Raw genomic sequence first — 14,745 nt, forward strand, 5'->3', positions numbered from 1 at the left:
ATGCAGAGTAAACGTCTGGAACAGGCCGCGCTGACGGCAGGAATCAGCCCAAATTATATCAATGCGCACGGTAAACCGCAGTCCATCAGTGCGCAGACCAAACAGCGGTTACTGGATGCAATGCACCCTGTCCCGGCGACGGTAAATGCTGCACCTGTGCCGGCGGTACAGGTGTTTATTCACGGTAAAAAGAAGCGGCTGGTGGTCTCCGGTAAGGGGCAATACCAGTGGCAGCTGACGACCGAAGCGGGCAAAACCTATCAGGGCGAGGTAAGCGGCGGTGACGATCTACCGCTGCCAGGCGGCCTGGCGCTGGGTTACCACTCTCTGACGCTGACACAGAAAAAGCAGCAGTGGACGTGCCGGGTAATTATCGCGCCTGCCCGCTGTTATGAGCCGCAGGCGCTGCGTGACGGTAAAAAATTGTGGGGTGCCTGCGTGCAGCTCTACACGCTGCGTTCTGAAAACAACTGGGGGATCGGCGATTTCGGCGATCTGAAACAGATGCTCTCCGGCGTCGGCGAGCGCGGCGGCGCGTTTATCGGGCTGAACCCGATTCATGCGCTCTATCCCGCTTACCCGGAGAGCGCCAGCCCCTATAGCCCGTCGTCTCGCCGCTGGCTGAACATAATCTATATCGACGTTAACGCAGTAGAGGATTTTGCCCAGAGCAAAGCGGCGCAGGCGTGGTGGAAAAAAGCCGCCACCCAGAAGGCGCTGCGCGCTGCCCGCGAAAGCGAGTGGGTCGACTATTCGGCGGTTACCGCCCTGAAGCTGACGGCACTGCGCATGGCGTGGCAAGGCTTCAGCCAGCGCGGCGAGAATGATGAACAGTTTGCCGCTTTCCGCGCTTTCGTTGAGCAGGAGGGCGACAGCCTTTACTGGCAGGCGGCGTTCGATGCGCTGCATGCGTTCCAGGTGCAGGAAGATCCGCTGCACTGGGGCTGGCCGGCCTGGCCACAGGGCTATCAATCCATCGACAGCCCGGAGGTGAAAGCCTTTTGCCAGCAGCATGCCGATGAGGTCAATTTCTACCTCTGGTTGCAGTGGCTGGCATTTACGCAGTTCGCCGAGTGTTGGCAAACCAGCCAGGGTTACCAGATGCCGATTGGCCTCTATCGCGACCTGGCGGTTGGCGTGGCGGAAGGCGGCGCGGAAACCTGGTGCGATCGTGAGCTCTACTGCCTGAAAGCCTCCGTTGGCGCACCGCCGGATATTCTCGGGCCGCTGGGGCAAAACTGGGGCTTACCGCCGATGGATCCGCACGTTATGCAGACGCGCGGCTATGCGCCGTTTGTCGACCTGCTGCGCGCGAATATGAAAAATTGCGGCGCGCTGCGTATCGATCATGTGATGTCGATGCTGCGCCTGTGGTGGATACCCTACGGTGAAACAGCGGATCAGGGAGCGTATGTTCACTATCCGGTTGACGATCTGCTGGCGATCCTCGCCCTTGAGAGCCATCGTCACCAGTGCATGGTGATCGGTGAAGATCTCGGTACCGTTCCGCAGGAGATCGTCGGCAAGCTGCGGCGCGGCGGCGTTTACTCCTACAAAGTGCTCTATTTCGAAAACGACGATAAAGTGTTCCACGCTCCCGAAGCGTGGCCGGCGCAGTCGATGGCGGTTGCCACCACCCACGATCTGCCGACCCTGCGCGGCTACTGGGAGAGCGGTGATTTAACCCTTGGCAAAACGCTGGGCCTCTACCCGGATGAAGAGTTGCTGAGCGGTTTATATGACGATCGTGAGCAGGCAAAACAGGGGCTGCTGACGGCGCTGCATCAGCATGGCTGCTTGCCGCAGCGCACGGGCAAAAAGGCGTTACGCATGCCGATGTCGTCGATCCTTAATCGCGGTTTGCAACGCTATATTGCTGACAGCAACAGCGCTCTGCTGGGGCTGCAACCGGAGGACTGGCTGGATATGTCGTCGCCGGTTAACGTGCCCGGCACCAGCGATCAGTATCAAAACTGGCGGCGTAAGCTTGCGGTTTCGCTTGAGGAGATGTTTGCCGATGAGACGGTAAACAGGCTGATTAAGGATCTCGACCGCCGCCGTAAGGCCGCCGGAAAACGGTAATAAAAATGCCCGGCCGCGTAATGCGCCCGGGCATATTGCCGGATGGCGGCTACGCCTTATCCGGCCTACGCCGTTTCAGTAACACAGAACCTGTAGGTCGGATAAGCGCAAGCGCCATCCGGCAAGCGTTTTCAGCCACATCAATCCGCATTCACAGGCCGGATAAGCGAAGCGCCATCCGGCATGCGGTAGCAGCCACATCAACCCGCATTGTAGGCCGGAGAAGCAAAGCGCCATCCGGCACGTGGTTTCAGCCACATCAATCCGCATCGTAGGCCGGATAAGCGAAGCGCCATCCGGCAAGCGGTTTCAGCCACATCAACCCGCATCGTAGGCCGGATAAGCGAAGCGCCATCCGGCAATTCCTGCCTCAGACCACCATCCCTAACAGCAGGCAGCCCACCAGGCCACATACCGAAATAATGGTTTCCAGCGCGGACCACGAACGCATGGTTTCACCGATGGTGAGGTTGAAATACTCCTTAAACAGCCAGAAACCCGGATCGTTAACGTGTGAGAAGATTACGCTCCCTGAGCCAACGGCAATCACCATCAACTCCGGGCTTACGCCAGTTGTGGCGATCAGCGGAGCCGCGATGCCACCTGCGGTAATTGCCGCAACGGTTGCGGAGCCGAGCGCAATACGCAGCACGGCGGCAATCGACCAGGCCATAAACAGCGGAGAGAGGTTGGTGGCATGCATCATTGAGGCGATGTACTTATCCACGCCGCTGTCGACCAGCACCTGCTTGAACGCGCCGCCGCCGCCGATGATCAGTAGCATCATGGCGATGATTTTGATCGAACTGGTCAGCGTCTCGTTGATATCGTCCATCGAACGGCCGCGATTCAGACCAAAGGTGAAGACCGCAATCAGCACCGCAATCATGGTCGCCATCACCGGGTCACCAAAGAACTCAGCGTAGGGCAGCAGGGCGTGGCCTTTCGGCAGCACCATCTCCGCCACGGCGCGCAGCGCCATCAGGATCACCGGCACCAGCGATGTCCAGACGCTGACGCCAAAGCCCGGCATCTCTTCTTCGCTAAAGGTTTTTGAGTTGTAGAGCCCTTCCGGGATCGGTTTGTCGATATTTTTCAGGAAACGGGCGTAAACCGGGCCAGCGAGGATCACTGTCGGAATGCCGAGCAGCGTACCGTAGAGCAGGGTTTTACCCATATCAGCATGGAAAATGGTGGCGATAGCGGTTGGGCCCGGGTGCGGCGGCAGGAAGCCGTGCGTCACGGAAAGCGCCGCTGCCATCGGCACGCCGACATAGAGCAGGGGAATGCGCGCGGAAGCCGCAACGGTAAAGACCAGCGGCAGCAGCAGTACAAAACCTACTTCGTAGAAGAGGGCGAAACCGACGGTAAAACCGGTTAACACGATTGCCCACTGGATGTGCTTGCGACCAAACTTTTCAATCAGCGTGGTGGCAATGCGCTGCGCGCCGCCGCAGTCCGCCAGCAGCTTACCCAGCATGGCACCGAAGCCCATGATCAGCGCAAGGCTGCCCAGCGTTCCGCCAACGCCGGCTTTGATCGATTTAATCACCGCATCCAGCGGCATGCCCTGCATCATCCCCACGGCAAGCGCGACGAGGATCAGAGCGATAAATCCGTTCATTTTGAAACGGATCATGAGTAACAGTAGGAGAGCAACACCGATAGCAACGATGACTAATGGCATGATTTACCTGGCCTTTAATTTGTTATGGGTAACGTCAGTGTTTTCGGGCAGCCGCTTTCAAAAGGTGAAATCGCGCTGCGGCACCGTTTCGGCTTACATCCATTGCTGAAAATTGTAGTCGGATGTTTTTTATCTTGTCGGTGCCGGTCGGGATGATACGGGTAACATCCCGATAAAGAGAATCACCCGGCGGATCAAAATGTAAGAAGTGAGAGCTTCGTCATACTAACGGCAGAGTAAAAGTAGGGGGGTATTTGCCGGATGGCGGCTGCGCCTTATCTGGCCTACGGGGCGGGGGAGCGGGCTTGTGGGTTGAAGCGGTTTGATTGCCGGGTGGCGGCTGTGCCTTATCCGGCCTACGGTGCGGGGGAGCAGGCTTGTGGGTTGAGGCGGTTTGAGTGCCGGATGGCGGCTACGCCTTATCCGGCCTACGGGGGCGGAGGAAAAGGCTAATGGGATGGAGAGGTTTGATTGCTGGGTGGGGGCACGCGTTAGCAGACCCGTAAGGGCTGCCATGAAGGAGTAGGCCCGGTAAGCGAAGCGCCACCGGGCAACATACTCAAAGCGCAAAGAGGCTTAGTAGTAAGAGTGCTCGCCGCGCTGGTGCTCGGTGAGGTCGCGTACGCCGGCGAGTTCCGGGAACTCGTTCAGCAGCTGCTTCTCGATGCCTTCTTTCAGGGTTACGTCAACCATGGAGCACCCGTTACAGCCGCCGCCGAATTGTAGAATGGCGTAGCCTTCATCGGTGATCTCCATCAGCGTAACGCGACCGCCGTGGCCTGCGAGCTGCGGGTTGATCTGCGATTGCAGTAAATACTCCACGCGCTCCATCAGCGGGGCGTCGTCAGAGACTTTACGCATTTTGGCATTCGGAGCTTTCAGCGTCAGCTGAGAGCCCAACTGGTCGGTGACAAAATCGATTTCCGCATCTTCCAGATACGGCGCGCTCAGCTCATCGACATAGGCAACCAGTTGTTCAAATTTCAGTGCGGTATCGGTGGCTTCGACCGCATCCGGCGGACAGTAAGAGACACCACACTCTGCGTTTGGCGTGCCTGGGTTGATCACAAATACGCGGATTTGTGTCCCTTCTTCCTGATTCGCCAGCAGTTTGACAAAGTGCGCTTGGGCAGCGTCGGAAATACGGATCATAGCAATGGCCTAATAGTTGACTATTTTACTCGGTTATAATACGCCCATCATCGAGGGTCTACAAGGTTCGACACAGGCACCAGACCTGAACAGTGGCTGCGCCGCTGCGTAAAAGCAGCTGGCTGATCTCTGCGACCGTGCTGCCGGTGGTGACGACATCATCCACAATAACGATATGGAGACCCGCTACTGGCAATTCAAGACGGAAGGCGTTTTTCACGTTCCTTTTACGTAGCCGTGCCGCTAACTGATGCTGAACCGGCGTCGCCCGCTGTCGCCTGAGCGCCGCGCGCGGGTAAGGGCAGCGCAGCCAGCGCGAAAGGCTTCTGCACAGCAGATCGCTCTGATTGAACCCTCTTCGCCACTGGCGGCGGCCGTGCAGCGGCACGCTCACCAGCATATCCGGTGGCGGCAGGGCATTGATGCGCCGCGCACTGTGGACCGCCAGCAGCAGCAGGCGCGCCAGCGCGGGAGCCATCTCCGGGCGCGGATGGAATTTAAACTGATGCACCAGCAGGCTGAGCGGCGGCGCATAGCGGCTAACGGCAATCAGCCGCTGCCAGGGTGGCGCGCGGCGTAAACAGCGCCCGCAGGGAAGCCGTTCACAGGCGGTGGGTAAACCGCACAAAGGGCAAACTTTTTCTCGCCGTTGCAGGCTTCGCGTACAGCGCGAACAGACCCCCCAGTGGCTGAGCATTAATGGCATCAGGCATAGCCAGCACAATCCCGGCACTGTTAGCATGTGGCACCTCCTTGTGTGAAAGAAGAGAACGATAACTGATGAGTGAAATCTGGTGGCAAACCAAAGGCGAAGGAGATGCGCATCTTGTGCTGCTGCACGGCTGGGGGCTGAATGCACAAGTATGGGATTGCATTACGGCGGAACTCAGCTCGCATTTTACGCTGCACCTGGTCGATCTTCCGGGGTATGGCCGCAGCCGCGGTTTTGGCGCGCAGACCCTGGCGCAGATGGCGCAGTGCGTTTTAGCCGAGGCGCCGGAAAAAGCGATATGGCTCGGCTGGAGCCTCGGCGGGCTGGTGGCAAGCCAGATTGCGCTGCAGGCACCGGAAAGGGTAAGCGCGCTGGTTACCGTCGCCTCCTCGCCCTGTTTCAGCGCGCGTGACGCGTGGCCGGGAATTAAACCTGAAGTGCTGGCCGGTTTTCAGCACCAGCTTAGCGAGGATTTTCAACGCACGGTTGAGCGCTTTCTGGCGCTGCAAACCATGGGCAGCGATACCGCGCGTCAGGATGCGCGCTTGCTGAAAAGCGCCGTCTTATCGCTGGATATGCCGTCGACGGAGGTGCTGAACGGCGGGCTGGAGATTTTGAAGACGGTCGATCTGCGCGAGGCGTTGCAGAGCCTGTCGCTGCCGTTTTTGCGCCTATATGGTCATCTTGATGGATTAGTGCCGCGTAAGATTGTGCCACTGCTTGATGAGATGTGGCCCGCAAGCGAGTCGATTATCTTCCCGAAAGCGGCCCATGCACCGTTTGTGTCGCACCCTGAAGCTTTTTGCGACGCGCTGCTGGCGCTGAAAGCGAAGTTGTAGAAAGGAAAAGCGCTTTGCCAGCCGTGCAAAGCGCTACAGGTTTACACCTCTTTGAGCTGCCCGTTCTGGCGAACGACAGGGATCGGCAGCCAGGCGCGGATACAGAGCCCGCCGCGCTCGCTGGTGCCCAGTTCCAGCAGTCCGTTATGGTTATCGACAATACGCTGGACAATCGCCAGGCCTAAGCCGGTGCCGCTGGTGCTGCGGGCGCTGTCGCCGCGCACAAACGGCTGGAATAGATGCTCTCGCTGCTCGGGCTTAATGCCCGGGCCATCATCTTCCACCTGGAACCAGGCGCGGTTCAGCTCCGTGCCGCTGCTGACTTTGATCCAGCCATTGCCGTAGCGCGCCGCGTTGACCACCATATTGGCGACCGCGCGTTTAATCGAGAGCGGATGCATGCGCACGATGATTTCACCCTCTTGCAGACCGGTGTCGATTTCACGTTCGTAGCCGCTCTCTGCGGCAATCACTTCTCCGAGCACGGCGTTAAGATCCGCCGCTTCCATCGGCATCTCCTGGCCGGTGCGCAGGTAGTCGATAAACTGCTCGATAATCGCGTTGCACTCTTCGATATCTTTGTTGATGGATTCAGCCAGATAGCCATCCTCTTCACCCATCATCTCGGTCGCCAGACGAATACGCGTTAACGGTGTGCGCAGATCGTGGCTGACGCCCGCCATCAGCAGCGTGCGGTCATCCGCCAGCTGTTTGACACCCGCCGCCATCTGGTTGAAGGCGCGGGTCACCGAGCGCACCTCCGATGCGCCATACTCCCGCAGCGGCGGCGGGATCTGCCCTTTCCCCACTTTCAGGGCGGCATGTTCAAGGTCAACAAGGGGTCGGTTCTGAATACGGATAAAGAGCCACGCGCCGCCGATAGCCAGCAGCATAATCGCCAGCGTATAGCGGAAGAGCGGGGAGAAATCGCCCTGATGAATTTCCGTGAGCGGTACGCGCACCCAAATGTTGGGTGACAGCCAGGTTTTCAGCCACACCACCGGCGAACTTTTGTTCACCTCAACGCGTACTTCGGTCGGTCCGCCGAGCTGCTGCGCCATCTGCTGGCTCAGAAACTCATAGTGCTGCGCCCAACGCAGGCCGGCATCTTCCGCCGCCTCGTTGGAGTAGAGAGAAATGCCTAATTCGCGATAGATCTCGCGGCGAAATGCCGGGGGCACCACCAGCTGCGTGCCATCCTCCAGTTGCAGTTTATCGGTCATCAGCATACGAACTTCGTAAGCAAGAACCTTATTGAACTGCTGAAGGCTTGGCAAAATGGCGAAATTCAGTACCACCAGGTACGTCGTCACCAGGCTGACGAACAGCAAAGTGACGATGAGCAGCAGCGTGCGGGCAAAGGAACTTCGCGGCGAGAAACGCACTCGCATCATGCTTTAGCGCCGTCCGGTACAAATACGTAGCCCAGGCCCCAGACGGTCTGAATATAACGCGGATGCGCCGGATCCTCTTCCACCATGCGGCGCAGGCGGGAGATCTGCACGTCGATGGAGCGCTCCATCGCCGAGTATTCACGACCGCGCGCCAGGTTCATCAGCTTATCGCGCGACAGCGGCTCGCGCGGATGGCTGACCAGCGCTTTCAGCACCGCAAACTCACCGCTGGTTAACGGCATCGGCTCATCTTCGCGGAACATTTCGCGGGTGCCGAGGTTCAGTTTGAACTTACCAAAGGCGATAACCGCTTCTTCCTGAGAGGGGGCGCCCGGCAGTTCATTAGCCTGGCGACGCAGCACCGCACGGATACGTGCCAGCAGTTCACGCGGGTTGAAGGGTTTGGGAATATAGTCGTCGGCACCGATCTCCAGCCCGACAATGCGGTCAACCTCTTCGCCTTTTGCCGTCACCATAATGATCGGCATCGGGTTGCTCTGGCTGCGCAGACGGCGGCAGATAGAGAGACCATCTTCGCCCGGCAGCATCAGATCCAGCACCATCAGATGGAAGGATTCGCGGGTTAACAAACGATCCATTTGTTCCGCGTTAGCCACGCTACGAACCTGGAAGCCCTGCTCAGTAAGGTAACGCTCGAGCAATGCGCGCAGACGCATATCGTCATCCACGACCAGAATCTTATAATTCTCTTGCATTGTTTTTACTCCCAAAGGTTCCGACAATAATGTTTCCGTATTCTAAAAAAGTGCGCGTTAACGACCAGCGAAATCTGGTATACATTCTAGTCGAAATTGTTACAAAGCATATTTAACAGCAGCTTATATGCATATTGCATCACATAAAGCATGATTAATCCGCACGTTACCGCGTTCCGTTTGTAAAGTGCAGCGAAGACATTAATAAGGCCCATCAATGAAAACGCCCCTGATTACCCGTGAAGGTTACGACAAACTGAAGCAGGAACTCGATTTTCTCTGGCGTCAGGAGCGCCCGGAAGTGACAAAAAAGGTCACCTGGGCGGCAAGCCTCGGCGACCGCAGTGAAAACGCTGATTATCAATACAACAAAAAACGCCTGCGCGAAATCGATCGTCGCGTGCGTTACCTGACAAAATGCCTCGAAAATTTAAAAATCGTCGATTATTCGCCGCAACAGGAAGGAAAGGTCTTTTTTGGTGCCTGGGTGGAGATTGAAAACGACGATGGCGATACCCTGCGTTTTCGCATTGTCGGCTACGACGAAATTTTCGGCCGCAAAGATTACATCTCTATCGATTCGCCGATGGCCCGCGCGCTGCTGAAAAAAGAGGTCGGCGATGTGGCGGTAGTGCAGACACCGGGTGGTGAAGCGACCTGGTACGTCAACGAGATCGTCTACGTAAAATAAGTGCCCGGATGAGTCTGAGAGCGCCCGCCAACGGCTGGCATTTTGCTGTGTCAGTCCGTATAACTGTCCCCTGATTTTTTGTTCAGAAGATGATGAAAGACATGATGAATGATTCGCTCTGCCGCATTATTGCGGGTGAACTTAAGGCACGAACCGAACAGGTGGAATCCGCCGTTCGCCTGCTTGATGAAGGCAACACTGTCCCGTTTATCGCGCGTTACCGTAAAGAGGTGACCGGCGGTCTGGACGACACGCAGCTGCGTCAACTTGAAACCCGTCTCGGCTACCTGCGCGAGCTGGAAGAGCGCCGCCAGGCGATCCTGAAATCGATCGGCGAGCAGGGCAAACTGAGCGATGAGCTGGCGCAGGCGATTAACGGCACCCTGAGCAAAACTGAACTCGAAGATCTCTATCTTCCCTACAAACCGAAACGCCGCACGCGCGGGCAGATCGCTATTGAAGCGGGTCTCGAGCCGCTGGCGGATTCGCTGTGGAACGATCCGTCGCAGGATCCTGATACTCTTGCAGCGACCTTCGTAGATGCTGACAAAGGCGTTGCCGACAGCAAAGCGGCCCTCGACGGCGCGCGTTACATCCTGATGGAGCGCTTCGCGGAAGATGCCGCGCTGCTGGCGAAAGTGCGTAACTACTTATGGAAGAACGCCCATCTCGTCTCGACGGTTGTCGCCGGGAAAGAGGAGGAGGGCGCTAAGTTCCGCGACTACTTCGATCATCATGAACCGCTCTCCACCGTCCCTTCTCACCGCGCGCTGGCGATGTTCCGCGGGCGTAACGAATGTATCCTGCAACTTTCGCTGAACGCCGATCCGCAGTTCGATGAGCCACCAAAAGAGAGCCACGGCGAGCAGATTATTATCGATCACCTTGGCCTGCGCCTGAATAACGCTCCGGCGGACAGCTGGCGTAAAGGCGTGGTGAGCTGGACCTGGCGCATCAAAGTGCTGATGCATCTGGAAACGGAGCTGATGGGCACGGTGCGTGAGCGTGCGGAAGATGAGGCGATCAACGTTTTCGCCCGCAACCTGCACGATCTGCTGATGGCGGCACCGGCCGGTCTGCGCGCCACCATGGGTCTCGATCCCGGTTTACGTACCGGCGTGAAAGTGGCAGTAGTCGATGCCACCGGCAAACTGGTCGCTACCGACACCATCTACCCACACACCGGGCAGGCGGCAAAAGCGGCAGTGGCCGTGGCGGCGCTGTGCGAAAAGCATAACGTTGAGCTGGTGGCGATTGGTAACGGCACCGCTTCACGCGAAACCGAGCGCTTCTTCCTCGATGTGCAGAAACAGTTCCCGAAAGTGACGGCGCAGAAGGTGATTGTCAGCGAAGCGGGGGCGTCGGTCTACTCCGCCTCTGAGCTGGCGGCGCTGGAGTTTCCTGATCTGGATGTCTCCCTGCGCGGCGCGGTGTCGATTGCCCGTCGCTTACAGGATCCGCTGGCCGAGCTGGTGAAGATCGACCCAAAATCTATCGGCGTCGGCCAGTATCAGCATGACGTCAGCCAGAGCCAACTGGCGCGCAAACTCGATGCGGTAGTAGAAGATTGCGTAAACGCCGTCGGTGTCGATCTCAATACCGCCTCCGTGCCGCTGCTGACGCGCGTGGCCGGGTTAACCCGCATGATGGCGCAGAACATTGTTGCCTGGCGCGATGAAAACGGTCAGTTCCAGAACCGCCAACAGTTGTTAAAAGTGAGCCGCCTCGGGCCGAAAGCTTTTGAGCAGTGCGCGGGCTTTTTGCGTATCAATCACGGCGATAACCCGCTCGACGCCTCTACCGTTCACCCGGAAACCTACCCGGTGGTGGAGCGCATTCTGGCAGCGACAGAACAGTCTCTGCGCGATCTGATGGGCAACAGCACTGAGCTGCGCAAACTGAAAGCGTCAGAGTTTACCGATGAGCAGTTCGGCGTGCCGACGGTGACCGACATCATCAAAGAGCTGGAGAAGCCGGGCCGCGATCCGCGTCCGGAGTTCAAAACCGCGACCTTTGCGGAAGGCGTTGAGACCCTCAACGATCTCCAGCCGGGCATGGTGCTGGAAGGTGCGGTGACAAACGTCACCAACTTCGGCGCGTTCGTCGATATCGGCGTCCATCAGGATGGGCTGGTACATATCTCTTCGCTGGCGGATAAGTTCGTTGAAGATCCGCATACGGTGGTGAAAGCGGGCGATATCGTGAAGGTGAAAGTGCTGGAAGTCGATCTGCCACGCAAACGTATCGCTCTCACTATGCGTCTCAATGAGCAGCCGGGTGAAAGCGCGCCGCGCCGCGGTGGCAATGGCAATGACCGTGATAATGGCAACCGCAACGCCGCCCGTCCGGCGAAAGCGCCGCGTGGTCGCGACACGCAGCCTGCCGGCAACAGCGCGATGATGGATGCGCTGGCAGCGGCGATGGGTAAGAAACGCTAATAGAAAAGCCCTCTTCTCCTGAAGAGGGCTTTTTTTCTTCCGCCCGTTATTTTGCCCGTTGCGCTTAGGGTTTTATTTTCCGCTGAAGAGAATAGTCAGTAAATTGAAGCTATTCCGCGCGCCATTAGCGGTTGAGCTAATATTGACGACATTTATTATATTTCGATGTGTTATTAAACGCGGTTGCCAAATATAAATTTATTCTTATTATTCCCACTCGCTATTCACTATTTGATCCTGAAAATTCCGATATAGCAAATATTGCGCTACATCAAAAAGAGCGTAACTTTTTAATTATCCCCGCCGGAAGCGCACGCTTTGGATTGCTGATAGAAACCATTCTCATTATCATCGTACCCACAGACTCACTCCTCCTCTCTTTGATGACCAAACGTACGTCTCAACGACGCATGAGTGATATTGACTCGCAGAAAAGATAAGTAGGCTCTATGCAATTCTCTCCTGATAGCGCGTGGAAAATTCTCGGTTTCTCGCCAGAAATAAGCCCGGCATGGCGGCAGAAACTTTTATCCCTCGGCATGTTGCCCGGCTCCTCTTTTAATGTTGTTCGCGTTGCCCCTTTGGGCGATCCGGTGCATATCGAAACGCGCCGCGTTAATTTAGTGTTAAGAAAAAAAGATCTCGCCTTTCTTAAATTAGAAGTGGTTTCACGTTAATCGCAACGTTTTCGCGGGGTGCGAAATAAAATGAAAAAAATGACCATTGGCTTAATTGGCAACCCCAATTCAGGCAAGACGACATTATTCAATCAGTTAACCGGTGCCCGCCAGCGCGTCGGTAACTGGGCCGGGGTCACCGTTGAACGCAAAGAGGGGCTCTTTACCACCACCGACCACCAGGTCACACTGGTTGATCTGCCCGGCACTTACTCGCTAACCACCATCTCCGCGCAAACCTCTCTCGATGAGCAGATTGCCTGCCACTACATTCTGAACGGCGATGCCGATCTGCTGATAAACGTAGTGGATGCCTCTAACCTTGAGCGCAACCTCTACCTGACGTTGCAGTTGCTGGAGCTTGGCGTGCCCTGCATTATTGCCCTCAACATGCTGGATATCGCCGAAAAGCAGAAGCTGCGAATTGATATCGATGCGCTCGCCAGCCGCCTTGGCTGCCCGGTGATCCCGCTGGTCTCCACGCGCGGGCGCGGGATCGAGGCGCTGAAACTCGCCATCGATCGCCACCGTGCCAATGACAATGTCGAACTGGTGCACTACGCGCTGCCGCTGGCGCGCGAGGCAGATACGTTGGCCGGGCAGATGCGCGACGCGCTTCCCTGGCAGCAGCGCCGCTGGATGGGCTTGCAGATGCTGGAAGGGGACATCTATAGCCGCGCCAATGCCGATATTTCCGACAGCCAGCTTAACGCCGCGCTTTCGCGCTTGCAGGCGGAGATGGACGATCCGGCGCTGCATATCGCCGATGCGCGTTACCAGGCCATCGCCGCGATTTGCGATACCGTCAGCAATACGCTGACCGCTGAGCCAAGCCGTTTCACCGCCGCCGTTGACCGCATCATTCTCAACCGCTTTCTCGGCTTACCGATCTTCCTGTTTGTCATGTACCTGATGTTCCTCTTCGCCATCAATATTGGCGGGGCGTTCTCACCCATTTTTGATGCCGGTTCGGTGGCGATCTTTATCCACGGTATTCAGTGGCTCGGGTTTACGCTGCACTTCCCGGAGTGGCTAACGGTCTTCCTCGCCCAGGGGCTGGGCGGCGGTGTGAATACCGTGCTGCCGCTGGTGCCGCAACTGGGGATGATGTACCTGTTTATGTCCTTTCTTGAGGACTCCGGCTATATGGCGCGCGCCGCGTTTGTGATGGACCGCCTGATGCAGTCGCTTGGTCTGCCGGGCAAATCCTTTGTACCGCTGATTGTCGGCTTCGGCTGCAACGTGCCGTCGGTGATGGGCGCGCGTACGCTTGATGCGCCGCGTGAGCGGCTGATTACCATCATGATGGCGCCGTTTATGTCCTGCGGCGCGCGGCTGGCGATTTTTGCCGTCTTTGCCGCCGCCTTTTTCGGCCAGCAGGGTGCGGTGGCGGTCTTCTCGCTCTATCTGCTGGGCGTGGTAATGGCAATCCTCACCGGGCTGATGCTGAAATACACGCTGCTGCGCGGTGAAGCATCGCCGTTTGTGATGGAGCTGCCGGTCTACCATGTTCCGCATCTGAAAAGCCTGCTGCTGCAAACCTGGCAGCGGCTGAAAGGCTTTGTTATCCGCGCCGGGAAAGTGATCATTATCGTCAGCATTTTCCTCAGCGCGATGAACAGCTTCTCGCTGAATGGCCGCACGGTGCATAACATCAACGACTCCGCGCTGGCCTCTATCAGCCGCGTCTTTACCCCGCTGTTAGAGCCGATTGGCGTGCAGGGCGATCACTGGCAGGCAACGGTCGGGCTGGTCACCGGCGCGATGGCAAAAGAGGTGGTCGTCGGCACGCTCAACACGCTCTACACCGCGGAAAATATTGAGCAGGAGGCTTTTAACCCGGCGACATTCAGCCTGAGCGATGAACTGATCGCCGCGCTGGAAGAGACCGGCAGCTCCATCAAAGAGACCTTCAGCCTGAGCGTGCTTGCTAACCCGATCGAAGCCAGCAAGGGCGACGGCGAGATGGCGACCGGCACCATGGGGGTGATGAGCCAGAAGTTCGGCAGCGCGGCTGCGGCCTACAGCTACCTGATTTTTGTTCTGCTCTATGTGCCATGCATTACCGCAATGGGCGCGATTGCCCGCGAAGCCAGCCGCGGCTGGATGGGCTTCTCGGTGCTATGGGGGCTGAATATCGCCTACTCGCTCTCCACGCTCTTCTATCAAACCGTCACTTTCCATCAGCATCCGCTCTACAGCCTGACCTGCATGCTGGCGGTGGTGGTGTTTAACGTGCTGGTGATTAGCGTGTTGCGCCGGGCGCGCAGCCGCGTGAATGTTAATCTGCTGGCTACGCGCAGAACGGTAGCCAGCTGCTGCGACAGCCCGGCAAGCGACTGTCATTAAGGAGTCAC

The 14,745-nt window shown here is 57.6% G+C and carries 11 protein-coding genes; 6 read left to right on the top strand and 5 right to left on the bottom strand.

From position 1 onward, the window contains the following. A complete protein-coding gene (gene malQ / locus ACWPW2_RS16135) occupies nt 1-2,082 on the top strand; it encodes a 4-alpha-glucanotransferase (protein ID WP_454124136.1) in 2,082 nt (693 codons plus the stop codon). 370 nt (nt 2,083-2,452) lie between these two features. On the opposite strand, the gene gntT is transcribed toward malQ, so the two are convergent. The 3 genes from gntT to gntX all read right to left on the bottom strand — a co-directional run bounded on the left by gntT (nt 2,453) and on the right by gntX (nt 5,663). Further along, nucleotides 2,453-3,769: a gluconate transporter gene (gene gntT / locus ACWPW2_RS16140; RefSeq protein ID WP_023481969.1), complete on the bottom strand. Its 1,317-nt coding sequence runs from the start codon at nt 3,767-3,769 to the stop codon at nt 2,453-2,455. 576 nt (nt 3,770-4,345) lie between these two features. Continuing rightward, the gene (gene nfuA / locus ACWPW2_RS16145; RefSeq protein ID WP_023481993.1) at nt 4,346-4,921 is read right to left on the bottom strand and encodes a Fe-S biogenesis protein NfuA; all 576 of its coding nucleotides are present in this window, start codon (nt 4,919-4,921) and stop codon (nt 4,346-4,348) included. Between the two features lie 58 nt (nt 4,922-4,979). Further along, nucleotides 4,980-5,663 (bottom strand): DNA utilization protein GntX, encoded by a 684-nt coding sequence (gene gntX / locus ACWPW2_RS16150; RefSeq protein ID WP_454124139.1) that lies wholly within the window; start codon nt 5,661-5,663, stop codon nt 4,980-4,982. Between the two features lie 38 nt (nt 5,664-5,701). On the opposite strand from gntX, the gene bioH reads away from it, so the two are divergent. Then, nucleotides 5,702-6,472 carry a pimeloyl-ACP methyl ester esterase BioH gene (gene bioH / locus ACWPW2_RS16155; protein WP_454124141.1) on the top strand — a complete coding sequence of 257 codons (771 nt, stop codon included), beginning with the start codon at nt 5,702-5,704 and terminating at the stop codon, nt 6,470-6,472. A gap of 41 nt (nt 6,473-6,513) precedes the next feature. Here the strand turns inward: bioH and envZ are convergent, their stop codons facing one another. Then, nucleotides 6,514-7,866: a two-component system sensor histidine kinase EnvZ gene (gene envZ, locus ACWPW2_RS16160; RefSeq protein WP_094422385.1), complete on the bottom strand. Its 1,353-nt coding sequence runs from the start codon at nt 7,864-7,866 to the stop codon at nt 6,514-6,516. After that, nucleotides 7,863-8,582, bottom strand: coding sequence for an osmolarity response regulator transcription factor OmpR (gene ompR / locus ACWPW2_RS16165; protein ID WP_006177890.1), 720 nt, complete (start codon nt 8,580-8,582; stop codon nt 7,863-7,865). The genes envZ and ompR overlap by 4 nt, the downstream gene beginning before the upstream one ends. A gap of 217 nt (nt 8,583-8,799) precedes the next feature. On the opposite strand from ompR, the gene greB reads away from it, so the two are divergent. From greB to feoB, 4 genes are all read left to right on the top strand, one after another. Further along, nucleotides 8,800-9,273 carry a transcription elongation factor GreB gene (gene greB / locus ACWPW2_RS16170; RefSeq protein ID WP_023482054.1) on the top strand — a complete coding sequence of 158 codons (474 nt, stop codon included), beginning with the start codon at nt 8,800-8,802 and terminating at the stop codon, nt 9,271-9,273. 101 nt (nt 9,274-9,374) lie between these two features. Next, nucleotides 9,375-11,711 (top strand): Tex family protein, encoded by a 2,337-nt coding sequence (locus ACWPW2_RS16175; protein WP_454125253.1) that lies wholly within the window; start codon nt 9,375-9,377, stop codon nt 11,709-11,711. 449 nt (nt 11,712-12,160) lie between these two features. Further along, nucleotides 12,161-12,388 (top strand): ferrous iron transporter A, encoded by a 228-nt coding sequence (gene feoA, locus ACWPW2_RS16180; RefSeq protein ID WP_023482091.1) that lies wholly within the window; start codon nt 12,161-12,163, stop codon nt 12,386-12,388. A 30-nt stretch (nt 12,389-12,418) separates the two neighbouring features. Next, nucleotides 12,419-14,737 carry a Fe(2+) transporter permease subunit FeoB gene (gene feoB / locus ACWPW2_RS16185; protein ID WP_454124145.1) on the top strand — a complete coding sequence of 773 codons (2,319 nt, stop codon included), beginning with the start codon at nt 12,419-12,421 and terminating at the stop codon, nt 14,735-14,737. Nucleotides 14,738-14,745: the final 8 nt, after the last annotated feature.

This window comes from Kosakonia sp. Marseille-Q7440 (assembly GCF_965119485.1).